Origin of the sequence: Nonomuraea rosea (assembly GCF_039539705.1) — a bacterium.
GTDB lineage: Bacteria > Actinomycetota > Actinomycetes > Streptosporangiales > Streptosporangiaceae > Nonomuraea > Nonomuraea rosea.
Genome location: NZ_BAABDQ010000003.1, coordinates 449,942 through 474,965, shown reverse-complemented (window position 1 = coordinate 474,965; position 25,024 = coordinate 449,942). Strand labels below are relative to the sequence as shown.

Annotated in this window: 22 protein-coding genes; 12 read left to right on the top strand and 10 right to left on the bottom strand. The window is 71.5% G+C overall.

What is annotated here, in order from left to right; translation table 11 throughout:
* Positions 1-208: 208 nt before the first annotated feature.
* Together ABEA43_RS09695 and ABEA43_RS09690 are read left to right on the top strand one after the other, a co-directional pair.
* Entirely contained in the window at positions 209-3,247 is a 3,039-nt protein-coding gene (locus ABEA43_RS09695) for a helix-turn-helix transcriptional regulator (RefSeq protein WP_345560392.1), read from the top strand.
* Between the two features lie 2 nt (positions 3,248-3,249).
* A complete protein-coding gene (locus tag ABEA43_RS09690) occupies positions 3,250-4,128 on the top strand; it encodes an alpha/beta fold hydrolase (RefSeq protein ID WP_345560391.1) in 879 nt (292 codons plus the stop codon).
* A gap of 9 nt (positions 4,129-4,137) precedes the next feature.
* Here the strand turns inward: ABEA43_RS09690 and ABEA43_RS09685 are convergent, their stop codons facing one another.
* On the bottom strand, positions 4,138-4,623 hold the full coding sequence (locus tag ABEA43_RS09685) for a glutathione peroxidase (protein ID WP_345560390.1): 486 nt from the start codon (positions 4,621-4,623) through the stop codon (positions 4,138-4,140).
* Positions 4,624-4,811: 188 nt separating this feature from the next.
* Between ABEA43_RS09685 and ABEA43_RS09680 the strand changes: the two genes are divergently transcribed.
* Positions 4,812-5,207 carry an aggregation-promoting factor C-terminal-like domain-containing protein gene (locus ABEA43_RS09680; RefSeq protein WP_425570215.1) on the top strand — a complete coding sequence of 132 codons (396 nt, stop codon included), beginning with the start codon at positions 4,812-4,814 and terminating at the stop codon, positions 5,205-5,207.
* Between the two features lie 334 nt (positions 5,208-5,541).
* Complete coding sequence (locus tag ABEA43_RS09675) at positions 5,542-5,997, top strand: aggregation-promoting factor C-terminal-like domain-containing protein (RefSeq protein ID WP_345560389.1); 456 nt, start codon at positions 5,542-5,544, stop codon at positions 5,995-5,997.
* Positions 5,998-6,021: 24 nt separating this feature from the next.
* Here the strand turns inward: ABEA43_RS09675 and ABEA43_RS09670 are convergent, their stop codons facing one another.
* Positions 6,022-6,669, bottom strand: coding sequence for a TetR/AcrR family transcriptional regulator (locus ABEA43_RS09670; protein WP_345560387.1), 648 nt, complete (start codon positions 6,667-6,669; stop codon positions 6,022-6,024).
* A gap of 85 nt (positions 6,670-6,754) precedes the next feature.
* Here ABEA43_RS09670 and ABEA43_RS09665 point away from each other — a divergent pair, with 85 nt between their 5' ends.
* Complete coding sequence (locus tag ABEA43_RS09665; protein ID WP_345560385.1) at positions 6,755-7,867, top strand: ferritin-like domain-containing protein; 1,113 nt, start codon at positions 6,755-6,757, stop codon at positions 7,865-7,867.
* Between the two features lie 75 nt (positions 7,868-7,942).
* Positions 7,943-10,984, top strand: a complete 3,042-nt coding sequence (locus ABEA43_RS09660) for an NACHT domain-containing protein (protein ID WP_345560383.1) — start codon at positions 7,943-7,945, stop codon at positions 10,982-10,984.
* Here the strand turns inward: ABEA43_RS09660 and ABEA43_RS09655 are convergent.
* Together ABEA43_RS09655 and ABEA43_RS09650 are read right to left on the bottom strand one after the other, a co-directional pair.
* The gene (locus tag ABEA43_RS09655; protein WP_345560379.1) at positions 10,975-11,448 is read right to left on the bottom strand and encodes a nucleoside deaminase; all 474 of its coding nucleotides are present in this window, start codon (positions 11,446-11,448) and stop codon (positions 10,975-10,977) included. The two genes, ABEA43_RS09660 and ABEA43_RS09655, sit on opposite strands and share 10 nt — an antisense overlap.
* Entirely contained in the window at positions 11,445-12,800 is a 1,356-nt protein-coding gene (locus tag ABEA43_RS09650) for an MFS transporter (protein ID WP_345560377.1), read from the bottom strand. The genes ABEA43_RS09655 and ABEA43_RS09650 overlap by 4 nt, the downstream gene beginning before the upstream one ends.
* A gap of 88 nt (positions 12,801-12,888) precedes the next feature.
* Here ABEA43_RS09650 and ABEA43_RS09645 point away from each other — a divergent pair, with 88 nt between their 5' ends.
* On the top strand, positions 12,889-14,673 hold the full coding sequence (locus ABEA43_RS09645) for an ABC transporter ATP-binding protein (RefSeq protein ID WP_345560376.1): 1,785 nt from the start codon (positions 12,889-12,891) through the stop codon (positions 14,671-14,673).
* Entirely contained in the window at positions 14,670-16,523 is a 1,854-nt protein-coding gene (locus tag ABEA43_RS09640; RefSeq protein ID WP_345560374.1) for an ABC transporter ATP-binding protein, read from the top strand. The genes ABEA43_RS09645 and ABEA43_RS09640 overlap by 4 nt, the downstream gene beginning before the upstream one ends.
* Positions 16,524-16,645: 122 nt before the next feature.
* On the opposite strand, the gene ABEA43_RS09635 is transcribed toward ABEA43_RS09640, so the two are convergent.
* The 6 genes from ABEA43_RS09635 to ABEA43_RS09610 all read right to left on the bottom strand — a co-directional run bounded on the left by ABEA43_RS09635 (position 16,646) and on the right by ABEA43_RS09610 (position 19,718).
* Positions 16,646-17,068 (bottom strand): hypothetical protein, encoded by a 423-nt coding sequence (locus tag ABEA43_RS09635; RefSeq protein ID WP_345560372.1) that lies wholly within the window; start codon positions 17,066-17,068, stop codon positions 16,646-16,648.
* 112 nt (positions 17,069-17,180) lie between these two features.
* Positions 17,181-17,414: a hypothetical protein gene (locus ABEA43_RS09630; RefSeq protein WP_345560370.1), complete on the bottom strand. Its 234-nt coding sequence runs from the start codon at positions 17,412-17,414 to the stop codon at positions 17,181-17,183.
* A 139-nt stretch (positions 17,415-17,553) separates the two neighbouring features.
* Positions 17,554-17,889: a DUF202 domain-containing protein gene (locus ABEA43_RS09625; RefSeq protein ID WP_345560369.1), complete on the bottom strand. Its 336-nt coding sequence runs from the start codon at positions 17,887-17,889 to the stop codon at positions 17,554-17,556.
* A gap of 9 nt (positions 17,890-17,898) precedes the next feature.
* Positions 17,899-18,225: a YidH family protein gene (locus tag ABEA43_RS09620; RefSeq protein WP_345560368.1), complete on the bottom strand. Its 327-nt coding sequence runs from the start codon at positions 18,223-18,225 to the stop codon at positions 17,899-17,901.
* 58 nt (positions 18,226-18,283) lie between these two features.
* Positions 18,284-18,670: a hypothetical protein gene (locus ABEA43_RS09615; protein WP_345560367.1), complete on the bottom strand. Its 387-nt coding sequence runs from the start codon at positions 18,668-18,670 to the stop codon at positions 18,284-18,286.
* Between the two features lie 79 nt (positions 18,671-18,749).
* Positions 18,750-19,718, bottom strand: coding sequence for an alpha/beta fold hydrolase (locus ABEA43_RS09610; protein WP_345560365.1), 969 nt, complete (start codon positions 19,716-19,718; stop codon positions 18,750-18,752).
* Positions 19,719-19,868: 150 nt separating this feature from the next.
* On the opposite strand from ABEA43_RS09610, the gene ABEA43_RS09605 reads away from it, so the two are divergent.
* The 4 genes from ABEA43_RS09605 to ABEA43_RS09590 all read left to right on the top strand — a co-directional run bounded on the left by ABEA43_RS09605 (position 19,869) and on the right by ABEA43_RS09590 (position 25,014).
* Entirely contained in the window at positions 19,869-20,462 is a 594-nt protein-coding gene (locus ABEA43_RS09605) for an ArsR/SmtB family transcription factor (protein WP_345560363.1), read from the top strand.
* Positions 20,455-21,696: an MFS transporter gene (locus ABEA43_RS09600; protein ID WP_345560362.1), complete on the top strand. Its 1,242-nt coding sequence runs from the start codon at positions 20,455-20,457 to the stop codon at positions 21,694-21,696. Before ABEA43_RS09605 ends, ABEA43_RS09600 begins: the two co-directional genes overlap by 8 nt.
* Before the next feature lie 136 nt (positions 21,697-21,832).
* Entirely contained in the window at positions 21,833-22,768 is a 936-nt protein-coding gene (gene bla, locus ABEA43_RS09595; RefSeq protein ID WP_345560361.1) for a class A beta-lactamase, read from the top strand.
* Complete coding sequence (locus tag ABEA43_RS09590; protein ID WP_345560359.1) at positions 22,768-25,014, top strand: transglycosylase domain-containing protein; 2,247 nt, start codon at positions 22,768-22,770, stop codon at positions 25,012-25,014. Before bla ends, ABEA43_RS09590 begins: the two co-directional genes overlap by 1 nt.
* The last annotated feature ends 10 nt before the right edge of the window (positions 25,015-25,024 follow it).

Genomic DNA, 25,024 nt, shown 5'->3' with positions numbered 1-25,024 from the left:
GGGCCACTGTCCTGGGCTGGGGGCGGGACCAGCCGCGGACTCAGCCGGTCAGTTACATACCGCAATCAGTCGATTACTACACGTTCGACTCGCTCGCGAGCGGCTTACCGGGGGTCGGCGGGCGCGCCGGCGAGGCTCGGCGCCATCTGCCGGATCGCGGGCCCGCGCATATGACATATCCGCTGACCTGCCCATACAGTCAACCATTGTGCTTTACGGCAGATCCGCGGAAATCGCCACCGTCGACCGGCTGATCGCGCAGGCGCGTGACGGCGCCGGCGCCGCGCTCGTGCTGCGCGGCGAGGCGGGCGTGGGCAAGACGGCCCTGCTCGACCTGGCGGCCTCGCGCGGCGGCGGCATGCGGGTGCTCAGGACGACCGGGGTCGAGGCGGAGGCGGATCTGGGGTTCGCCGCGCTGCACCAGCTGCTGTGGCCGGTGCTCGGGCTGCTGGACCCGCTCCCTGAGCCGCAGCGCGAGGCCGTACGCGGCGGGCTGGGGCTGGCGGCGGCGGCTTCGGCTGATCGGTTCCTGCTGGCGGCCGGAGTTCTGTCGCTGCTGGCGGAGGCGGCCGCGCCGGACGGGCTGCTCTGCGTGGTCGACGACTTCCAGTGGGTGGACCGGGCGTCGGCGGACGCCCTCCTGTTCGCCGCCAGGCGGCTGGGGACGGAACGGATCGCGATGCTGTTCGCCGTACGCGGGGACACGGCGGTGCGGGGCGTGCCGTCGGTGGAGATCGGCGGACTGGCCGAGCCGGCGGCGGGCGAGCTGCTGGACGAGGGCGTACCGATCGCGGGGCCGGTCCGGCGTGAGCTCGTCGCCCAGACCCGGGGCAACCCGCTGGCCCTGCGCGAGACCGTACGGCTCCTGACCCCTGACCAGCTCGCCGGACGCGAACCGCTGCCCGATCCGCTGCCCGGCGGGACACAGCTCTTCGGGGAGCAGGTGGCGGCGCTGTCCGGTCCTGCCCGGCACGTTGCCCTGCTCGCGGCCGTGGAGAGCGACCTCGACCTGGTCCTCCGCGCCGCCGACGAGCTGGGTGCGGGACGCGCGGCGCTCTCGGAGCTCGAAGGCGCGGGCCTGGCGAGCGTCTCCGGGCCGAACATCCGCTTCCGCCACCCCCTCATCCGGTCCGCCGTGTACGAGGCCGCCACCCCAGCCACCCGCCGCCACGCCCACGCCACCCTCGCCCACGCCATCCCCGCACCGACGCACACAGCCCCCACAGGCACAACCCGCGCGGACCCAGGCCACGCAGACCCCGAGCACGCGGGACACGCGAGTGCGGGCCACGCGAGTGCGGGCCACGCGGGCGCGGAGCACGCGGGCCACACGGGTCCTGAGCATGCGGACCCCGAGCACGTGGGGGTGGGGCACGCTGGCACGGGCTACGTGAACCCGGGGCGTGCGGGCGTGGGAGGGGGCGACACGGTCGGTGGGGATCGGTGGGCGTGGCATCTGGCCGGGGCGGCGCTCGGGCAGGACGAGCGGGTCGCCGCCGCGCTCGCGGCGACCGCCGTGCGGGCCCGCGACCGCGGTGGGTACGGCGCCGCCGCCGCTGCCCTGATCAGGGCCGCCGAGCTCACCCCCGTAGCGCTCACCCGTGCGGAACGCCTCAAGGACGCCGCCGTCGCCGCCTGGCTCGGCGGCCGTCCGGGGCAGGCGGAGTCGCTGCTGGCGGAGGCGGGCGAGCATGCGGGCCGGGACGCCGCGCTGGCGATGGAGATCGCCCAGTTGCGCGGCCGGTTCGAGCTGAACTCGGGGAACGCGGCCGAGGCTGTGCGGATCCTGGCGGCCGGTGAGAGCTTGAGCATGCTCGCCGACGCCTCGGAGGCGGCCTCGTACGTGGGCGACACGGCCGCCATCATCGCCATCGGCCGGCGCGCGGCGGCCTTCCCCGAGAGCTTCCTGCGCGACGTGGTGGCGGGGATCGGCGCGATCCTCGACACCGGCCCCCAGAGCGGACACGGCAGCGGCAACGGCAGCGGCGGGCCTGGGATGCTCAGGCGGGCGCTCGGGCGGGCCGGGGAGCTGAGTGAGCCGGCCGAGCTGCTGTGGGCGTCGGCGGCGGCGAGCTATCTGGGCGAGGCCGACCTGGCCGTCGAGTTCGTCGGGCGGGCCGGCCGGGTGGCCAGGGTGTCGGGGATGGCCGGGCAGTTGCCCGTGGTCCTGGAGTTCGTCGCGACGGCCGAGCGGATGGCCGGGCGGCTCGCGGAGAGCAGGGCCGTCTCGGAGGAGGGCCTGGAGCTGGCTCGCGAGGCCGGATACAGCAACACCGTAGCGGCGCACCTGGCCAACCTGGCGGTGGTGGCGGCGTTGCGGGGTGAGGAGGAGTCGTGCCGGCGGCACGCCCAGGAGGCGCTGACCATCGCCGTCCCGCACCGGGTGGGCATGCGCGCCGGCGTCGCCGCCTACGCCCTGGCCATGCTCGACCTCAGCCTGGGCCGGTACGCCGCCGCCCACGACCGGTTCCTGTCGATCGTGGCCGCGGGGCCGGGTGCCGGGAACCCGACCGTGGTCTGGCGTTCGACCCCGGACCGGATCGAGGCCGCCGTCGGTACGGGCGATCTGGCGGCGGCCAGGGCGGCGCTGGAGGCGTACGAGCGATGGTCGGCCCATGCGCGTACGGCGGAGTCACAGGCGCTGCTCGCCCGCTGCCGCGCCCTGGTCGCCGCGGACACCGGCCGGCCCGGCCCCGGAGCGGGCCGCGAGACGACAGCCCTTCGGTCCGGTTCTCGGGCGGGCCGCGAGACGGCGGGACCAGCCGCCGACCCCCGAACGAGCCGGGAGGGCGGGGGTTTTGCGGAGTTCGAGGAGGCGTTGCGGCTGCATGCCAACCCGTTCGAGGCCGCCAGGACCGCGCTGCTGCTCGGTGAGCGGCTGCGGCGGGCGCACCGGCCCGGTGAGGCGCGGGCGCATCTGCGTACGGCGCTGGAGACGTTCCAGCGGGCCGGGGCCGAGCCGTGGGCGCGGCGCGCGCACGGCGAGCTGCGGGCGGCCGGAGAGAGCGCGCAGGCGCCGCGCGGCTCGGCGCTCGACGGGCTGACCCCGCAGGAGCTGCGCATCGCCGGCCTCGTCGCGGACGGCCTGTCCAGCAAGGAGATCGCCGCCCAGCTCTTCCTCAGCCCGCGGACGGTCGAGTACCACCTGTACAAGATCTATCCGAAGGCCGGCGTCGGCACCCGTACTGAGCTGGCGCGGCTAGTAGTTCTACAGAAGGCACCGGTAGCGGCACAGGACATTCTCTGAGCATGCATATCAACATCTGGAGTGAAGAGTTCGGCGCCGCGACGGACGAGCCGATCGTGCTGGTGATGGGTTCGATGTCGCAGGGCGTCCTGTGGCCGGACGAGTTCGTGGGCAGGCTCGCCGCGGGCGGCCGGCGGGTGATCAGGTACGACCACCGCGACACCGGCGCCTCGGACACCGTCGACTTCGGCGCGAACCCGTACACGTGGCACGACATCAAGGACGACCTGCTGCGCGTGATGGACGCGCACGGGCTGGACAGCGCGCACGTGGTCGGTCATTCGGCGGGCGGGCTGCTCGGCCAGCTCGTCGCGGTGGAGCGGCCGGAGCGCGTGCGCACGCTGACCGTGATCGGCTCCTCGCCGCTCGGCGGCGGCGAGGGCGCGGTGCTCGTGCGGGCGCTGATGGGCGAGCCGCAGCCCGAGGGCAGCCTGCCCGAGCCGACGCCGGAGTTCGTGGCGTTCTTCCGCGAGCTGATGGCCGCCCCGCCGGCGACCGGCCGGCGGGAGCAGATCGAGCGCATGATCGCGGAGCAGCGGCTGCTGCACGGCACGGCGCTGCCGTTCGACGAGGACGCGGCCCGCAGGCTGCAGGAGCGCATCTACGACCGGGCGAACGACCTCGCGGCCGTGGCCAACCACCGCCTGGCCGCGATGGCGCTGCCCGGCTTCGAGCCGGTCGGCGTGCTGCACCAGGTCAAGGCGCCCACCATGGTCGTCGAGGGCACCCACGAGCCCGTCAAGCCGGGCCACGGCGCGATCATCGCCGAGCGGATCCCCGGCGCGCGGCTGCTGATGATCGACGGGATGGGCCACACCTTGCCGCCCGAGGTGCACGAGGAGCTGGCCGGAGCCGTCCTCGCGCACACGGCCGCGTCATGAGAACCAGGGCTAGAGAAGCTTCTCGATGGCCGACGTGACCGCCGGGTCCTCAGGGGCGGTGCGGGGCCGGAAGCGGGCCACGACGTTCCCCTCGCGATCGACGAGGAACTTCTCGAAGTTCCACTGGACGTCGCCCGCCGCGCCCTCGCCGTCCTCGATCTTGGCCAGCTCCTCGTAGAGGGGGTGCCGGTCGGGGCCGTTGACGTCGGCCTTCTCCAGGAGCGGGAAGTCCACGCCGTAGGTGGTCGCGCAGAACTGCTCGATCTCCTCCGCCGTGCCCGGCTCCTGGCCGGCGAACTGGTTGCAGGGCATGCCGATCACGGTGAAACCGCGCTCCGCGTACTGCTGCTGCAGGGTTACCAGGCCGCCGTACTGCGGGGTCAGGCCGCATCGGGAGGCCACGTTCACGATCAGGGCGGCCTTGCCGGCCGCCAGTTCGCCGAGGGTGGTCGGCGCGTCCGCAAGGGTGCGGAGCGGGATGTTGCTGAGGCTCATGTTCCGACCCTACAGAACGAGTCAGGGCGATAAATGTGACGTAGTCCTCATTTTCCCGGCAAACCCCCTGAACGCGGATATATCGGGATCTTTACTCACGATCTACCTTTTCATGGTCAATTCGCTGTAAAGGGAGTCAATCAGGCAGGGTGGCGCGGTCCCTCGAACCCCACTGAAAGGGAATCCGCATGCCCATGCTCCGCCGTACCGGCGTCGTGGTCCTGACCGCCACCTTGGTGGCGGCAGGCGGCGCCTCGGCCGCACAGGCGCAGAGCTCCCAGACCAGCGGCGAGAACAAGGCGATCGCCAAGCCCATGGTTGCCAAGCGTGGCTGGAACAAAGCCCAGTTCAGGTGCCTCGAACGGCTCTGGGCCAGAGAAAGCGGCTGGAACCACCGGGCCGGCAACGGCTCAGGCGCGTACGGCATCCCGCAGGCGCTCCCCGGACACAAGATGGCCTCCTCGGGCCGCGACTGGAGGACCAACCCGCGCACCCAGATCGCCTGGGGCCTGGCCTACATCAAGGGGAGGTACGGGTCGCCGTGTCGCGCGTGGGCGCACTTCCAATCCCACCATTGGTACTGAGCCAAACCCCAGGCTTGCGCGCGCTTTGCGGCAAGCGTCGCCCATAAGGGCGGCGGACCGGGCAATCCCGGCCCAGCGAGCGGGCCTTTTATCCGCAACGAGTGCACAAACACCTGTCCTTCGCGTGTCGAGATGTATGACCCGCGGTGACCGCGCGTAATAGGAATCGTGCTAAAGGACACGTCGCGGAGCCCTCCGGGCCGCCCAGCACGATCGGGCGGTGCAGGATCCCGGAGGGCCACGCGGACCCTTCACGTCCGAGCCACGGACGTGGACCGGCAGGGCGCCGCACACTGTGCGCCCGTCCGCACGCGACCCGACAGCAAGGATCGTTGTGGACAGCAAGCGCGCGCTTCGCGGCACTCTCATCTCCGTCACCGCCTTCACCGCCCTCGGCACGGCCTCGCCGGCCTGGGCCGAGGCACCGGCTCCGATCAAGACGCGGACCTGGACGACGTCGGCGCAACCGAAGGTCCCGGACATCGGGCCGAGCACGAACAAGCGGATCGCCCTGGGCCAGGTCGTCCAGCGAGCCTGGAACTTCCAGGAGTTCCGCTGCCTGGACAACCTGTGGACCAGGGAGAGCAACTGGAATCATCGAGCGCTCAACCACTCATCCGGCGCGTACGGCATCCCGCAGGCGCTGCCCGCGGGCAAGATGCGGGGCGCGGGACGGGACTGGAAGTCCAACCCGGAAACGCAGATCCGGTGGGGCCTGGCCTACATCAAGGGGAGGTACGGCAGGCCGTGCGGCGCCTGGGGTCATTGGAGATCGCACAACTGGTACTAGGCGGCTCCGGAGGGCATCCGGAGCTCACCGGGTGCCCTCCCTACGCCCCGAGTGCACCTCCATCGCCTTGATCAGCAGCTCGACCCCGAACTCGAACTCGGCCTCGTGGTCGCACTGGTCCAGGAGCGGCGCCAGCGCGCTGACCGTGGGGAACAGCGCGGGATCGACCCCGTCGGCCTTGATCGTCCTGGTCTGCACGGGCGCGAACGTCGGCGTCACCCCGACCTCGCGCAGCAGCGAGCCCACGATGAACGCGATGAACATCCGCAGCATCCTGACCGCGTCCGCCCCGTCGAACCCGGCGCCCCGCAGCGTGGCCAGCGCCCGCTCGACGGGCAGCAGCCCGGCGGCGGAGTGGAGCTGGCGGCTGACCACGAGCATGGTCGAGCGCGGATGGCCGTGCGCGATCTGCCGGAACGCCCGTGCCTGCATGCGCACCCTGTCGGTCCAGTGCGCGTCGGGGTCGTCGGTGAACTCGATCTGGCTCAGCACCGTCTCGGCCACGCCGTTGAGCAGCGCGTCCTTGTTGGGCACGTGGTTGTAGAGGGACATCACCCCGACGCCCAGCTCGGCCGCGATGCGCCGCATGGAGACCGCGTCGGCGCCCTCGCGCTCGATGAGGTCGATGGCCGCGGCGACGATGCGGACCCGTGACAGGGGCTCGGTGGGCATAGCTCATTCTATTGACTGCCGTACGGCGTACGTGCAAGCTCGAAACCGTGGACGTACGGTGTACGTAACCCCCTGCGGAGGTCCCATGTCGACGCACGATCTCTACACCATCCCCGCCGAGCTCTCCACCTGGAACGTCGAGATGGCCGGCGCCAGCCGGTTCACCTGGGAGTACGACGACGGCAGAGATCGGATGCTGGCCCTCTACCAGAAGGGCAAGGACAAGCAGTGGGATTCCGCCAAGCGCATCGACTGGGACCTCGAGGTCGATCCGTACAACGTGCTCGGGATCCCCGACCAGACCATCGCGATCTACGGGACCCCGCTCTGGGAGCGGATGGACGACAAGACCCGCCAGGACGTCCGGCTGCACGGCGCGGCCTGGCAGTTCTCGCAGTTCCTGCACGGTGAGCAGGGCGCGATGATCTGCTCGGCCAAGATCGTGGAGTCGGTGCCCGATCTCGACTCGAAGTTCTACGCCGCCACGCAGACGATGGACGAGGCCCGCCACGCCGAGACCTACGCCCGGTTCCTCCAGGAGAAGGTGGGCCTGGCCTACCCGATCAACGAGCACCTCAAGGCACTGCTGGACAGCACGCTGAGCGACTCCCGCTGGGACATGCCGTACCTGGGCATGCAGGTGCTCATCGAGGGGCTGGCGCTGGCCGCGTTCGGGGTGATGCGCGACATCACCACCAAGCCGCTGCCCAAGCAGATCCTCGCGTACGTGATGCAGGACGAGGCCAGGCACGTCGCGTTCGGCCGGATGGCGCTGCGCGACTACTACGGCGACCTGTCGGAGACGGAGCGGCGCGAGCGCGAGGACTTCGTGATCGAGGGCTGCTACCTGATGCGCGACCGGCTGCGCGGCCGGGAGACCTGGGAGAACCTGGGCCTGTCGAAGGCCGAGGTCGAGGAGGCCATGGTGGCCACCGACCAGTCGGACTACCTCAAGCTGTTCAGGTCGCTGCTGTTCAGCAGGATCGTGCCGTGCGTGAAGGACATCGGGCTGTGGAGCCCGCGGCTGCAGCAGGCGTACGCGGACATGGGCGTGCTGGAGATGGCCGGCCAGTCGCTCGACGCGCTGATGAAGCAGGACGAGGACATCGCCGACAAGATCGACGAGGCCCGTTTCGCCGAGGAGGAGGCCGAGCGGCACGCCGAGGTCGCCGACACGATCACGCTCGGCGGCTCCTGACCCCTCCCGGATCAGGCCCCGCCCGCGCGCGAAGTTCGGCAGACTACGGGCAGATCGAACTTCGGGAGCCCTTCTTTGCGGCAGATCTTGAGCTATCGCGACGCCGTGGTCCTGCTCGGCGGCGACAGCGCGCTCACCGGCGCCCTGGACAAGGCGTCGGCGCTGGCGCTGTTCGGGCTGGGCGGGATCGACCTGTTCGACGCCCGCGCCGAGGCGGTGCGGCTGGGCGACGGGTTCATCCGCGGGCTGCGCGACCGGGTCAAGGGCCTGAGCAGGTACGACAGGACGCAGCGGCTGACGGCAGCGCACACGGTCATCGTGGTCGTCGCGTACCTGGAGGTGCTCGACGAGGCGGACGTGCTGCGCGAGCTGACCCCCGAGGACCAGCGGCGGATCACCGGGACGAGCCGCGTCGGCCCGTACCTGATCGACTTCCCCATGCCGGCTCCCACGCCGCAGCACGCGTACGAGGACGTGCGCCACGATCTGGCGGGCCACTACAGGGCGCTGACCGACGCCTTGTTCGACTTCCTGCCCGGCCTCGCCCGCTGGGACACGTGGGACGAGACCACCAGGACCAGGCTGGCCGCCGATCTCCCCGCGCGGGCGCTGCGCCGCTACGACGAGCTGTTCCGCCGGCTCGTCGCCGGCTTCCCCGAGGTGGCCTGCTGGTCCGACCTGGTCAACCACCGGGCCACCCGGGCGGAGGTCAGGAGGCTCGCGCGCGGCCTCGAAGGGCTGCACGACCAGCTCGCCACGATCGTCTCGGCGCGTCACCCGTCCGACCGGCTGGCCGCGCTGATCCAGGCGAACGCGGCGGCGCTCAAGCGCCCGATCGTCGCCTCCGCCGACGCGCCGCCCGGGATGACGATCCCCGCACTGGGCGAGGGATACGTCAACCCGGGCTTCCGCGTGCTGCTGCCCGAGATGCGGCATCTGGTCGCCTCGGAGGAGACCTGGGCCGCGCTCCCCCGCCGCAACGACCTGGACGCCTTCCTGTCCGGCCATCTCACCCTGCCGCAGGCGGCGCGGGGGCCGCTGCTCGTGCTGGGCCAGCCGGGCGCGGGCAAGTCGCTGCTGACCCGCGTGCTCGCGGCCCGGCTGCCCGCCGCCGAGTTCCTCCCGCTCCGGGTGGAGCTGCGCGGCGTCCCCGCCGACAGCGACGTGCTGGCGCAGATCGAGCACGGGATCAAGGACGCCCTGGACGAGGCGATGTCCTGGCCCGAGCTGGTGCACGCGGCGCGGGGGGCGTTGCCCGTCGTCATGCTGGACGGGTTCGACGAGCTGCTCCAGGCGACCGGGGTCAACCAGACCGACTACCTGGAGAGGGTCGCCGAGTTCCAGCGCGACCAGGCGGAGAAGGGCCGGGCGCTGGCGGTCGTCGTCACCTCCAGGACGGCGGTGGCGGACCGGGCGCGGGTGCCGGGCACCTCGATGGTGCTGCGGCTCGAACCCTTCGACGAGCCCCAGGTCCGCCACTGGGTGGACCTCTGGAACGACGCCAACCGCGGCTACTTCCTGCCGCGCGAGCTCGAACCGCTGTCCGCGCGCAGCGTGCTGGCCGTGCCCAACCTCGCCGGGCAGCCGCTGCTGCTGCTCATGCTGGCCCTGTACGACGCCGACGCGAACGCGCTGCGCCTCGTGCACGAGGACCTGCACGAGTCCGAGCTGTACGAGCGGCTGCTGCGCGGCTTCGCCGCCCGCGAGGTGGGCAAGACCGCCAGGGGCCTGACGGAGGCCGACCTGTCGCGGGCGGTGGAGGACGAGCTGCTGCGCCTGTCGGTCACGGCGTTCGCGATGTTCAACCGCGGCCTGCAGTGGGTCGGCGAGCACGATCTGGACGCCGACCTGCGCGCCCTGCTCCCCGAGGCGCAGGAGCCGCCGCGACCGCACGGGTTCCGCCGCGCCCTGACCCGCGCGGACGGCGTCATCGGCCGCTTCTTCTTCGTGCACGCCACGCAGGCCCTGCGCGAGGAGGAACGGCTCAAGACCTACGAGTTCCTGCACGCCACGTTCGGCGAATACCTCGTCGCCCGCCTGGTCGTCCGCGAGCTGGCCGACCTGGCCGAGGAGCTGGCCCTCGCCCGGTCGCGCAACCGCCCGGCCAAGCCGGACGAGGCGTACCTGCACGCCCTGCTGTCCTTCGCCGCGCTCACCGGCCGCGGCCCCATCGTCGGCTTCCTCCGGTACGGGCTCACCCACCTCGTCCCCGAGGACCGGCGCGCGCTGCTGCTCCGGCACCTGTGCGGCCTGTTCGCGCTCTCCCTCATGGCCAGGCCGGGCTCGGCCTTCGACGGCTACCAGCCGGTGGCGGCCGAGGCGACCGTCAGGTGCGCCGCCTACAGCGCCAACCTGCTGCTGCTCGCGGTGCTGTCGTCGGACGCGCCGCTGCCCGGCACGGACCTGTTCGCCATCGGCCAGCCGGAGCAGGCGAACGAGCGGTGGCGCAGGATCGCCCGCCTGTGGCACTCCCAGCTCACCAGGGCCGAGTGGGACTCGCTCATGAACACCGTCAGGGTCCGCCACTTCCTCGACGACGGAACCCGGCGGATGGAGGTGTCACTCGACCGGGGGCAGCCCTTCGACCTGCACGATCTGGTCTTCTTCACTTGGCCGGGCACCATCCCCGAGCGCTATCCCTACGAGTTGCTGGCCCATGGCGGCGCGCTGGCGCCGTGGATGCGGGAGATCTCCTTCCGCGACGACAGCGTGCTCGGGAACCTCTTCCTCGACGTGCTGCCGTATGCGCAGGAGATCGACACGAACCTGAACGCCCATCCGCAGAGCCCCGTCACCGACCTGCTGACGATCGTGCTCAGCCCGGAGCCGAAGCTTGCGACCTACCAGCAGGCTCTGTCGCGGGGGCCGAGCTGGAACTACATCGACCGGGTGCTCAGGCAGCTCGAAACGGACTGCCACCGGTTGCCCGGCCACGTCGTGCTCGACCTGCTGCGCGTCGCCGCCGTCCGCTGGAGCGGCCCCGGCCGTCTGGAGCGCATACTCGGCCATCTCGCCCACCGCCTGGACGTCGGCGCCGAGGATTACCGGGAGGTCCACGACTTGATCGAGCGCAAGGCCCAGGACTCGCCGGGCATCCGGCCGCCCCTTCAGGTGTAGCAGCGGCGGTGCAGCTCGCGTACCTTTTCCGCCAGCTCGGGCACCGGCCCTTCCACCGTCACGCCGGGCGCGACGTCGTGGATCGGCAGCGTGCGCACGGGCGGCGCGGGCACGCCCAGCTCGGACAGCCAGCCGGCGAGCTGCTCCGACGACGCCGCGTACACGATCCGGCCCAGCCCCACCCAGGCGTGCGCGGCGGCGCACATCGGGCAGTGCTCGCCCGAGGTGTAGACGGTGGCCGCCGCCCGCTCCCCGGGCGTCAGGTGCGCCGCCGACCAGCGGGCCAGCGCGAACTCCGGATGCTGCGTGCGATCCCCCGCGGCCACCCGGTTGTGGTCCTCGGCCAGCATGGTCCCGTCGCCTGAGACCAGCACCGACCCGAACGGCTCGTCGCCCGCCTCCAGCGCCTGCTCGGCCAGCTCGACGCAGCGGCGCAGGTAGGGCAGCTCAGATTCCTCGATCACGAATCCTCCAGATGAGTGAACACGGTGAGCAGGGCCGCGCCGAGGTAGGCCGCGGCGGCCACGAGCGCGGCACGGTGCAGGCCCGTCATGAAGGACGCGGGCCGGGCCGGGTCGCCCGCGATCGCGCCCAGGACGGCGACGCCGATCGCGCCGCCCGCCTGCCTGGCCGTGTTGTTGAGCGCGCTGGTCAGGCCCTCCCTGCCGGGCGGGGCCGCGCCCATGGCCAGGGCCACCACGCTGGGCGTGAGCAGCGCCGCGCCGACGCCGATGACCACCATGGCGAGCATCAGCGGCAGGTAGCCGGAATCCACGCGGATCGGCAGCAGCAGGCAGAAGCCCGCGATCAGCAGGGCCAGGCCGGCCAGCATGACCGGCCTGGGCCCGCGCCGGCCTGCCACCCGTCCCGCGTGGGCGGGCAGCAGCACCAGCGGCAGGAACAGGGGCAGCAGCGACAGCCCGGCCTCGATCGGCGTGCGATGCCTGATCGTCTGCAGGTACAGGATGAGCAGCAGCATGGCGCCGTTCATGCCGAAGTTCATGGTGGCGGCCACGATCGTGCTGACCGCGATGGGCGGTCTGCGCAGCAGCGGCAGCGGCAGCACGGGCTCCGCGCGGCGGTGCTCGACCAGCACGAAGGCCACGACGAGGAGCACCGACCCGGCGGCGGCCGCGAGCACCAGGGGTGCGCCCATCCCGAGCCGGCCGGCCTCGATGACGGTGAACGCGACCAGGCCCAGCGTCGCCGTGCCGAGCACGACCCCGGCCACGTCCAGGCGGCGTGCCTCGGGCTCGCTCTCGTCGACCAGGCGCAGGATCACGGCCACGACCACCGCGATCACCGGCACGTTGATCCAGAACACCCAGGGCCAGCCGAGCAGCTCGACCAGCAGGCCGCCGAGCACCGGGCCCGCGGGCAGCGCCAGGCTGCCGATCGCCGCCCACACGCCGATGGCCCTGGCCCGTTGTTCGCGGTCGGCGTACAGCCTGGTGATCACGGCGAGGGTGCCCGGCAGGAGGAGCGCGGCGCCCGCGCCCTGGACCACGCGGGCCGCGACCAGCGCCCCGATGCCCGGGGCGAGCGCGCAGGCGACGGAGGCCAGGCCGAAGATCACGAAGCCGATCGTGACGACGCGCTTATGCCCGTACCGGTCGCCGAGCGTGCCTCCGGCCAGCAGCAGACCGGCGAGCGTGAGCTGATAAGCGTCGATCACCCACTGCAGATCGGCGACATGGGCCGCGCCGGTGCCGCGGCCGATGGCCGGGAGTGCGACGTTGACGATGGTGACGTCGAGCAGCACGAAGAAGATGCCCGCGCACATCACCATGAAGGTGACAGTTCGCCGTACAGTCATGATCTTTCACGTTTTCGCACGTCATGTACAAGTACCCCACCCTGGGGCGACAGAAAATCGCTTGATCCCCCGTATTAGCCTAGATGGGATGCCTCCCGATACGCGCAACCCTCGCCGTCCCCTGCTGTCCTCCAACTCCCTCTGGCGGATGAAGTCCTACCTCCGCCCCTACGCCGTCAGACTCGTCTTCATCTGGCTGGCCGCGATCGTCGGCATCGCCGCCGCCATCGCCCTCCCCCTCATCAGCGAGCAGGTCATCGACGGGCCCGTGGCCCACGGTGACTCCAGCGGCCTGCTCCCGCTCGGACTGCTCGCGATCGGCGTCGGCGTGGTCGAAGCCCTGCTGATCTTCCTCAGGCGGTGGGCCCAGGTCCGGCCGGTGCTCGGCCTGGAGACCGCCATCCGCGACGACCTGTACGAGCACCTGCAGCGCCTGCCCATGGGCTTCCACGACGACTGGCAGTCGGGGCAGCTGTTATCACGGGCGACGACGGACCTGTCCACGATCCGCCGCTTCCTCGGCTTCGGCATGCTCTTCCTGGTCATGAACATCCTGCAGCTCATCACGGTGACCGTGCTGCTGCTGAACAAGTACTGGCCGCTCGGGCTGCTGGTGCTGGCCTCGTCCGTCCCCATCGTGTGGGTGTCGCTGCGCTTCGAGAAGCGCTACATCAGGATCTCCCGCCAGGTGCAGGACCAGCAGGGCGACCTGGCCACGCTCGTCGAGGAGTCCGCGATCGGCATCCGCACGATCAAGGCGTTCGGCCGCCGCCACCACGTCTACGACCGCTTCGACGACGCCGCCCTCAAGGTCTACGGCACGTCGATGGACAAGGTGCGCCTGTCCGCGAAGTTCTTCGCCTTCCTCGAAGTGATCCCCAACATCACGCTGGCCCTGGTGCTGCTGCTGGGCGCGCTGGCGGTCGGCTCCGGCGCGCTGACGCTGGGCGCGCTGGTCGCCTTCACCACGCTGATGCTCCAGCTCGTGTGGCCGATCGCGAGCCTCGGCTACATCCTGGCCATGGCGCAGGAGGCCATGACCTCGGCCGACCGCGTCATGGAGGTCATGGACACCGTCCCGGCCATCGAGGGCGGCACGCAGACCGTCGCCAAGCCGCGCGGCCACCTGCGCTTCGAGGGCGTCGGGTTCCGCTTCGCCGACTCCGAGGAGCCGGTGCTGCACGACGTCTGGCTGGACGTGCGGCCGGGTGAGACCGTGGCCATCGTGGGCGCGACCGGCTCGGGCAAGACCACGCTGACCGCGCTGGTGCCCCGGCTGATCGACCCCACCGAGGGCCGGGTCACGATCGACGGCCACGACGTGCGCGAGCTGACGCTGCCCGCGCTGCGCTCGGTGGTGGCCACCGCGTTCGAGGAGCCGACGCTGTTCTCGATGAGCGTGCGCGAGAACCTCACGCTCGGCCGGCTCGACGCCACCGAGGAGGAGCTGGCCGACGCCATCCAGACCGCGCAGGCCATGTTCGTGTACGACCTGCCGTGGGGCCTCGACACCCGCATCGGCGAGCAGGGCCTGTCGCTGTCCGGCGGCCAGCGGCAGCGGCTCGCCCTGGCGCGGGCCGTGCTGAGCAAGCCCAGGATCCTGGTGCTCGACGACACGCTGTCCGCGCTCGACGTCGAGACCGAGGCGCTGGTGGAGGAGGCGCTGCGGCACGTGCTGCGCGACGCCACCGGCATCGTGGTCGCCCACCGCGCCTCCACGGTGCTGCTCGCGGACAAGGTGGCGCTGCTGCGCGGCGGCACGATCACGCACGTCGGGCAGCATCAGGAGCTGCTGGCCCAGGTGCCCGAATACCGCGAGCTGCTGGCCCAGGACGCCGACTTCGACGGCGCGTCGGAAGGGGCACTGGCATGACCGCGACGACGACAGAACCCCCGCCGAAGAACGCGTCCTGGCGCGGCGTCGCCTCCGAGGATCAGGACGAGCTGCCGGAGAAGATCTCCGTCCTGCTGCGGGAGCGCTCCCGCCGGCTGCTCGGCCAGTTGCTCGGGCCGTACCGGAAGAAGATCACGCTGCTGATCGGGATCATCGTGGTCTCGAACGCGGCCGGCCTGTCGATCCCCTTCCTGGTGTCGGTCGGCATCGACTCGGGCATCCCGCTGATCCAGAAGGGCTCGGGCGCGTCGGTCCTGCTGACCGTGGTCGGGGTGATCCTGTTCGCGGCGATCACGCAGGCGCTCACGCGGCAGGCGTTCCTGCGCCTGTCGGGCAAGATCGGCCAGAGCATCCTGCTGGAGCTGCGCAGGCGGGTGTTCGACCACTTCCAGCGGCTGTCGCTGAGCTTCCACGAGCAGTACACCTCCGGGCGCGTCATCTCGCGGCTGACCTCCGACATCGAGGCCATCGCCGAGCTGCTCCAGTCCGGGTTCGACGCGCTCGTCAAGGCCGTGCTGACCATGGTGGGCACGGCCGTGCTGCTGCTGGTGCTGGACGTGCACCTCGGCCTGGTGGCGCTGGTCCCGCTGCCGCTGCTGCTGCTGTTCACCAAGTGGTTCCGGCGGCAGTCGACGATCGTCTACCGGCGTACGCGGGAGACCGTGGCGCTGGTGATCGTGCACTTCGTGGAGTCGATGACCGGCATCCGCGCGGTGCAGGCCTTCCGCAGGCAGCCGCGCAACCAGGAGATCTTCCAGCAGCTCAACGACGACTACCGGGGCGCGAACGCCAGGAGCATGCAGCTCGGCGCGACGTTCATGACCGGCATCAAGCTGATCGGCAACATGACGGTCGGCGGGGTGCTGCTCTACGGCGGCTGGCTGGCGCTGCAGGGCGAGGTCAAGGTCGGCGTGCTGACCGCGTTCCTGCTGTACCTGCGGCAGTTCTACGAGCCGATGCAGGAGGTCAGCCAGTTCTACAACACGCTGCAGTCGGCGGGCGCGGCGCTGGAGAAGCTGTCGGGCGTGCTCGAAGAGGAGCCGGCCGTGCCCGAGCCGCGCAAGCCGGAGTCGCTGCCCCAGGGCAGGGCGCGCGGCAAGGTGCGCTTCGAGGGCGTCAGGTTCGCCTACGTCGAGGAGATGCCGATCCTGCCCCGCCTCGACCTGACGGTCCCGGCCGGGCAGAGCGTGGCGCTCGTGGGCGCGACGGGAGCGGGGAAGACGACGCTGGCCAAGCTGATCTCCCGCTTCTACGACCCCACCGAGGGCCGCGTGCTGCTCGACGGCGTCGATCTGCGCGCCCTGGACGAGCCGACGCTACGCCAGGCCGTGGTCATGGTGACGCAGGAGAACTTCCTGTTCAGCGGCACGGTGTCGGACAACATCAGGTTCGGCCGGCCGGACGCCACCGAGCGGCAGGTGCGCGAGGCGGCCAAGGCGATCGGCGCGCACGAGTTCATCGCGAGCCTGCCGGACGGCTATGACACCGAGGTCGGCAAGCGCGGCGGCCGCATGTCGGCCGGGCAGCGCCAGCTCGTGGCGTTCGCCAGGGCGTTCCTCGCCGATCCTGCCGTGCTGATCCTGGACGAGGCCACCTCCAGCCTCGACGTGCCGAGCGAGCGGCTCGTGCAGCGGGCGCTGCGGACGATCCTCGCCGACAGGACGGCGCTGATCATCGCGCACCGGCTCTCGACGGTGGAGATCGCCGACCGGGTGCTGGTGATGGAGCGCGGCGAGATCGTCGAGGACGGTCCGCCGGATCGGCTCATCGCCTCCTCCGGCCGGTTCGCCGGGCTGCACCAGGCGTGGCTGGACAGCCTGAGCCAGTGACCGACGGGCGCGGGGCCCCTGCCCGGCTGGGTACGGGGTCCCGGGCCTGCTCAGTGGTGCGGGCCTGCTCAGTGGTGCGGACCTGCTCAGTGGTGCGGGCCTGCTCAGTGGTGCGGGCCTGCTCAGTGGTGCGGACCCGCGACGGACACGAGGTTCTCGTACAGCTCGTAGCCGATGAACGCGGCCAGCGGCACCCCTAACGCGACGAGCAGCCGGCCGGGCAGGTGCGAGCGTTCGACGGGCACCGCGAGCGGCTCGATCGCCGGCGCGAACACCGGTGCGGGCTCCGGCTCCGGTGCGGGCACGAGCTCGGGGTGCCGGGCTAAGTAGCCGAACGGGAAGGAGGTCACGTGGTACGCCCCGCAGTGCGGGCAGCAGCCTCCGGATCTGGGCGGCGGCACGGGCACACCCGAGCTGAGCCAGATCTCCACCTCGTTGCCGTAGTTGTCGGTGAGGTGTCTGACGACGAAATCCTCCTCCCAGACGTACAGGCAACGCAGGCACTCGAAAGGCCATGTCTCACGGGTGTCGAACCCGTCGGGCACTTGGACCACCCCCGGCCACAGTTCGCCGTTCGATCCTGAGTGTCCGCCTGGTCTCCCACGCCCGCAAGGCGGGTCTTTATGACACTTGCCGCTACGAAATGCTCACCAGGTGTCAGGTTAGGTGGTGGGCGGCGCGCTTCCGCACGGGGCTGATCAGCGGTGTCGCGTCCGGCACGACCGGCCCGATCGGCGGAATCAGCTCCGGATGGCGGGAGAGGTACCCGTCGGGGAACGTGGTCGCCTGCTGACTCCCGCAATGCGGGCAGAGGGCTCCGTGCGGCGGTGGCGGGACGCGCTGGCCGGCCACGAGCCAGACCTCGCTCTCGCCGCCATGACGGTCGTCCACGTGCCTGACGAGGTATTCCTCTTCCCAGACATGCCAGCAACCCCGGCATTCGAAGGGCACGTTACGGTGTTCTTCTGCCAATGAGGTCACCCCCCTCACCCCGAGTGTCCGCCTCCTTCTCCCCATCGCGCAACCAGGCTCACCTAACGGTCAGGACAAACGTGAAAGCGCCCGCGACCACGCTCAACGTGCCGAGCCAGGCGAAGAAGACATCGAGCCACGCGTCCAGCGGCGTGCCGCCGTGCAGTGCCGCCTGCACCTGGCGGAAGCGCACGCCGGTCCTGATGAGCAGCACGCCGCCGCACAGCGCGGCCAGCGCGAACACCACGACCGCGAGCGCCGGCAGGCCGTGCCTGAGCGACAGGCCGGCCGCGCCGAGCCCGCCGGTGGACAGGGCCACCGCCGTACGCACCCAGGCGAGCCGGGTGCGCTCGCTCTGCAGCCCCCGGTCCCAGATCTCCTCTTCCTGCGACATGTGCGGGATTCAGATCGACAGGACGATGAGCACGAGGGCGATCACGGCCACGGCGGCGACGCCGTAGCCGAAGACGGCCGCGAGCGCGGGCGGCGGGAGCGGCGTCTGCTTGCGCAGGGCGCGCTGGATGTTGCGCCAGCGGGGGTAGGCCATGCCCGCCGCCAGCGCGGAAAGGGTGACCAGCACGATCGCCAGTCCGGTGCGGATCCACGGTACGAACACGTCGGCGGGCACCGCCGCCATCGCCACCCCGCCTGCGCTGAGCGCGAGTGCCGTGCTCAGCCAGGTGAGGAACGTGCGTTCGTTGGCCAAAGTGAAACGCGGGTCGGGCTCCATAGGAAAAACGGTAATTCGTCCCTATTTCCCCTAGAGAAGCCGGGAATCTCCCTGCTGATCAGCTACAGGCCTTGGCCACCTTCTCCACGTAGGCGGCGCTCTCGGCGGTGACCTTCTGCGCCGCGTCGACGGCCTCGCTGGCGCTGCCGACATTGATGCCGCTCAGGGTCTTGGCCAGGTCGTCGGAGGCTTCTTTGAGCGTGGTGTTGGCGGCCTTGTCGGCCACGCCGTTGAGCTTGGCCGCGGCATCGTCCAGGGCTTTGTCCATGGCCTGGGGGTCGTCGGTGAGCTTGGTGATCTGTGCGCCCAGGTCGGTGATGATCTTCGGCGCCTCGAGGCACGCCTGGGCCTTGTCGATGGTGTTGTTGACTTCACCGCATCCGGCGGCGAAGACGCACAAGGCGAAAGCGGCCACGGGCACGAACCGGCTTTTGAGGTGACGCATGCTTCGACCCTACCCAAGCACCCGGCCGCGTGCCGTCACGGAAAGTTCCGAACCGGTCACTCTTCGGCAGAACGGGTGCTCACGACGGCAGTGCGCGCAGCCAGTCGATCAGCAGCCGGTTGACCTCGTCCGCGCGTTCCTGCTGGATCCAGTGCCCGCATCCGTCGAGGAGGTGGCAGGAGGTCAGATTCGGCAGGGTCTGCGGGAACGCCTCGACGGCGCCGGACATCCAGGTCGTGCTGGCGTCGAGCCGGCCGCCGGCGAACAGCGCGGGCTGCGCGATCGGCGCGCCGTCCCACGCGGCGAGGTCCGCCCAGTCCCGGTCGGCGTTGCGGTAGCGGTTGAGCGCGCCGGTCAGCCCCGTACGCTCGAACTCGCCCGCGTAGACGTCGAGGTCGGACTCCGTCAGCCAGGACGGCAGGACGCCGGACGGGAAGCGGTCGCGGAGCCTGCCGCCCGCGGCGACGAAGTAGGCGGACTCCGCGCCGGTTGCGGGCATCGTGCCGGCCGAGAGCGCGGCGTAGAGGCCCGCCAGCCAGCCGCGCACGTCGGGCTCGATCTCCGCCTCCGCCCGCCCGGGCGTCTGGAAGTAGCTGACGTAGAACTCCTCGCCCTCGCCTCCCATCCGGGCGAACACCTCCGTCGGGCGGGGACCGCCGCGCGGCGCGTACGGCACGCTCAGCAGGCCCACGGCGCTGAACAGGTCCGGCCTGAGCAACGCGCTGCTGGCGGCGATGGGAGAGCCCCAGTCGTGGCCCACGATCACCGCGGACCGCTCGCCGAGCGCCCGCACGACGGCCACGTTGTCGGCGACGTGGGCCGTCATGGCGTACGCCGCCGTCTCCGCGGGCTTCGACGAGCGCCCGTAGCCCCGCACGTCGATGGCCACCGCGCGATAGCCCGCCGCGGCCAGGGCCGGGAGCTGGTGACGCCAGGAATACCACGACTCGGGGAAGCCGTGGACGAGCAGCACCAGCGGCCCGGCGCCCTCCTCGACCAGATGGATGCGGCCGCCGGGTGTCTCCACCAGCCGATGTGTCCCAGACATGCGTCCTCCGTGTGAGCCGCGCTTGCGATGGCACTCCAGATCATGCGGGACGGGCCCTGAACTGGGCGAACCGCGTTGCCGTTCCGGCAAAGGGGATGTATTCCAAAGGAATCCTTGACATCTCCGGAGCCGTCTCCGAAGATTCCAAGCATGTCTTTGGAATCTTCGGAGGGACGTCCGCGGCGGGTGCTCGACGCCGCGGCGATGCGGGCGTTCGCCCATCCGGTCCGGCTCGCGCTGCACGAGCTGCTGATGCGCGCCGGCTCTCTGACCGCCGCCGAAGCGGCCAGGGAGGTCGGTGTCAGCCAGGCCCTGGCCTCCTACCACCTGCGGCAACTGGCCAAGTACGGCCTGGTGACGCAGGCCGAGCCGCGCGACGAGCGGGAGCGGCCGTGGAAGGCGACCGAGAGCCGCCAGGACTGGGGCGACACCGCGGGACCCGAGAGCACGGCCGCCCAGAGCCTGCTGGAGCAGGTCATGGCCGAGCGGGCGCTGGCCCGGCTGGTCGAGTGGCAGGAGCGGCGCGGCGACGAGCCGGAGCCCTGGCGGGCGGCCGGCGGCCTGAGCAACTCCTACCTGTACGCCACACCCGAGGAGTACGAGGCACTCGGCGAGGCCGTCGCGGCCCTGCTGGAGCCGCTCATCGCCCGCATCGACGACCCGGCCACCCGGCCGGAGGGCGCGCGGCCGGTGCTGCTGACGCAGCTCTGGGTGCCCTTGACCCCCACGGCGTCCGGTGACTGAGGCCCCCGCGCGCGAGGGCCTGCTGCGCGGCAGCCGCGACTTCCGCCGGCTGCTGCTGGCCGGGGTGATCTCCCAGACCGGCGACTGGGTGGTGAGCACCGGCCTGGCCTTCTACGTCTACGACCTGACCGGCTCGACGCTGTCCTCCGCGATCACGCTGCTGGTCGCCCGGCTGCCCGACGTCGTGCTCGGCTCCGTGGCCGGGGTACTCGCCGATCGCTGGGACCGCCGCCGCTTACTGGTCGGCGCCGATCTGCTGCTGGCGTTCGGGCTGCTGCCCCTCCTGCTGGTACGCGACCCGTCCCAGATGTGGATCGTCTACGCCGTCGCCCTGTGGACCGGCGTGCTCAGCACGCTGCCGGCTCCCGCGCAGAAGGCGCTGATCCCGCAGCTCGTGCCGGAGTCGCAGCTCGTACGCGCCAACGCGCTGCACGGCCAGAGCGGCGAGGTGGCCCGGCTGGTGGGCGCGATGGCGGGCGGGATCGCCGTCAGCGCGGGCGGGCTGACCGCGGTCGTGCTGCTCGACGTGGCGAGCTTCGCGATCTCGGCGGCCCTCCAGGCGGGCCTGCGCGTGCCGGGCCGTCCGCCCGCGCCCGTGACGACGGTGGGCGGGCAGTGGATCGACGGGCTCCGGATGGCCGCCCGGCACAGGGGCGTCCGGCTGCTGGTGGCGTACATGATGATCACCGGGCTGGGGGAAGGGATCTTCGGCGCGCTCGCCGCGCCGTTCGTCGCGGACGTGCTGGGCGGCGGCGGTGACGCCTACGGGCTGTTCCTGTCGGTGCAGGCGGTGGGCGGGATCGCCGGTGGCCTGGTCGTGGCGGTGTATCCGGGCAGGGCGGCCCCCGGGCCGCTGCTGGGCGGCGCGACGATCGTCTTCGGGCTGCTTGACCTGGCGTTGTTCACCTATCCGCTGGCCGTGGCGTCGTTCTGGCCGGCCCTCGTGCTGATCGGGCTGGCCGGGATTCCGGGGGCGGCGATGACGGCCGCCTTCACCACCCTGGCCCAGGGCGCCGGCGGCGAGGAGCGGCGCGGCGGCGTCTTCGGTCTCCTGGGCAGCGCCCACGCGGGCACGGCGCTGCTCGGCACCGCGCTCGCGGGGGTGCTCGCCGGGCTTCTGGCGGGCTCGATCGGCGGCGCGGCCGGGATCGTGGTGACGCTGTGCGTGCACGCGGGCGGTCTGCTCGCCGCCGGTCTGCTGACGCTGACCCTGATGCGCCGCCCGCACGGGTAAAGCATCGCTCCTTGTGGCGTCTACCTGCGATCATGCGTGATTCGATATCGATCTGTTCGCGATATCGCTATTAGACATCGGCTGACGGCATCTGCTTTGCTCCTGCCCTCTGACGGACGACAGCAAGGACTTCGACATGCGACACGGCCGCTACCTGGCGCCCGCTCTGGCGTTCACCCTCACGGCGGGCTCCCTCCTGGCCGGCGGCGCCCTCACGGCCGGCCCGGCCGCGGCGGCGCCCGCCGCTCAGGAGGCCCTGCCGGGGCAGGCGCGGGCCGCCAAGGAGTTGCGCGCGCTGGAGGCCTCCTTCAAGGGGCGCATCGGCGCGTACGCCATCGACACCGCGACGGGGAAGACGATCGCCTACCGGTCGGGGGAGCGCTTCCCGTTGCTGTCCACGTTCAAGGCGGTGGCGTGCGCGGCGGCGCTGCACAAGGCGCGCACCTCGGAGCCGGGGCTGATGGGCAAGGTCGTCCACTGGACGACCGCCGAGCTGGAGGAGAACTCCCCCGTCACCGAACAGCACGTGAAGGACGGGCTGACGGTCTCCGAGCTGTGCAAGGCCGCGGTCACCCGGAGCGACAACACCGCGGGCAACATGGTGCTGCGGCAGATCGGCGGCCCCGCCGGGCTGACCAGGTATTTCCGTACGCTGAAGGACCCGGTCTCGCGCCTGGACCGCTGGGAGACCGAGCTCAACGACTGGACGCCCAAGGAGAAGCGCGACACCACGACGCCCGGGGCCATGGGCCGTGACCTGCGCGCGCTCACGGCGGGCAACGCGCTCAGCGCCAAGGACCGGCAGACGCTGAACGCCTGGCTGATCGGGAACCAGACCGGCGACGCCCGCATCCGCGCCGGCCTGCCCAAGACGTGGATGATCGGCGACAAGACGGGCACGAACGCGACGGCCGGGCTCGCGAACGACGTCGCCGTCGTCTGGCCGGGCAAGTCGGCCGCCCCCATCATCCTGTCGATCTACACCAACCGCTCGGCCTCGGACGCCGCCGCGAGCGACAAGGCCATCGCGAGCGCCGCCACCATTCTCGCCCGCGGACTCGGCAGGATCTGATGGCGCGTCGGGGGACGACAATCATCAGGCTCGTCGCCGCGGGCGCGGCGGCGGGCGTGGTCGTGGCCGGGATGGCGTTCCCGGCCGTCGGGGGTGCGGGCTTCGGGTTCATGACGGCGGCCGGCGAGGTGAACCTCAAGCCGGCCGACCTCGCCGAGCCGCCGCCCGCCGAGGTCACGATCGTGCAGGACGCGAAGGGCGGCGAGATCGCGCGCTTCTACGAGGAGTACCGCGAGGTCGTCGGCCTCGACGAGGTCGCCGAGACGATGAAGACGGCGATCGTCGCGATCGAGGACTACCGGTTCTACCAGCACGGCGCGATCGACATCGAGGGGACGATCCGCGCGTTCGCCAGGAACATGCAGGCGGGCCGGGTGAGCCAGGGCGGGTCGAGCATCACCCAGCAGTACGTCAAGCAGGTGCTGCTCAACTCGGCCGACACCGAGAAGGAGCGGAACGCGGCGCTGGAGGCCAGCTACGCGCGCAAGCTCAACGAGCTGCGGTACGCCATGGGGATCGAGAAGAAATACACCAAGGACCAGATCCTGGAGAAATATCTGAACATCGCGTACTTCGGCGCCGGCGCCTACGGCGTCGAGGCGGCGGCCAAGCGCTTCTTCGGCGTCCAGGCGGAGTCGCTCACGCTGCCGCAGGCGGCGACGCTGGCCGGCGCGGTGCAGGATCCCAACGCCACCGACCCGAACCTGGGCAAGGCGCAGCGCGATCGGCTGCTGAACCGCCGCGACGTCGTCCTGAACCGGATGGCGGAGCTGGGCAAGATCTCCCAGGAGGAGGCGGAGAAGGCGAAGGCCGCCAAGCTCGGGTACAAGGGCACGCGGCTGCCTGGCGGCTGCGAGTCCAGCAAATATCCCTATTTTTGCCTTTATGTGCGCCAGGAGATCCTCAACAACTCCGACTTCGGCCGCACGGCCGAGGCGCGGCTGCAGCTGCTCAACCGCGGCGGCCTGACGATCAGGACCACGCTCGACCGGTCCATGCAGGCGGCGGCGGAGCAGGCGATCAAGAAGTGGGTGCACGCCTCCGACGAGCCCGTCGCGTCCGAGGCTCTGGTGCAGCCCGGCACCGGCGAGATCAAGGCGATGGCCGCCAGCCGGACGTACGGGGGCGACGCGGCCAAGAACGAGATGTCGTACAACCTGGTCGCGGACGCCGCCCACGGCGGCGGGACCGGCTTCCAGCCGGGCTCCACGTTCAAGACGTTCACCCTGATCACGGCGCTGAAGCAGGGCATGAAGCTGGACGACGGCCTCACCGCGGGGGCCGGTTACCGGGCGCCGGCGTACTCGACGTTCACGAACTGCAAGGGCCAGAACATCGGCGACCCGACCCACACCGTGACCAACGACGAGGGCTCCCCCGGCTGGAAGACGCTGCGCACCGGCACCTGGGCGTCGGTGAACACGTTCTTCCTTGAGCTGGAGCAGCGGGTCGGGCTCTGCGACACGGTCACCACGGCCAAGTCGCTGGGCATCCGGCGCGCGGACGGGAAGAAGCTGCAGGAGTACGAGACGTTCACGCTCGGCATCAACGAGATGGACCCGGTGACCCTGGCCACCGCCTACGCCGCCGTCGCGGCCCGGGGCGAGTACTGCGCGCCGATGGCGATCACCCGGATCACCGACCGCGACGGCAAGAGCACCCGCTACCAGCCGAAGTGCCGCGCGGCCCTGGACCCGGCGGTCGCGGACGCGGCGGCCGACGTGCTGTCGGGCGTCTTCACCAAGGGCACGATGCGCGGCGTCGGCGGCATCGGGCGGGACGCGGCCGGCAAGACGGGCACCACGGACGACTACGCCGCCGCCTGGTTCGCCGGGTTCACGCCGGACCTGGCGGCGGCGGTGAGCCTCGGCGACCCGCGCGGCGCCCAGGAGCACAAGCTGACGGGCGTGACGATCGGCGGGCGCTACTACGCGCTGGTGGCCGGGGCCAGCCTCCCGGGGCCGATCTGGAAGGACACGATGGTGGCCGCGCTGAAGGGGGTGGAGCCGACGTCGTTCACGCCGGTCGACACGGCCCGCTTCGGCGGCTGCGCCGAGAGCTGCCAGCCGGCCGCCCGTCCGGACAGCCCGGAGGACGTCACGGACGACCCGCTCGGGGATGATGCCGGGGACGTGACGGCGGACGTGGGGCCTGACGGCGGTTCGCTGGGGCCGGACGCCCCCGGCTCCGGGCCGGACGGCGCCCCGCTCATCCCGGACGTGACCCTCCCCGGCCCGGGACGGTGACCGGGGGCTC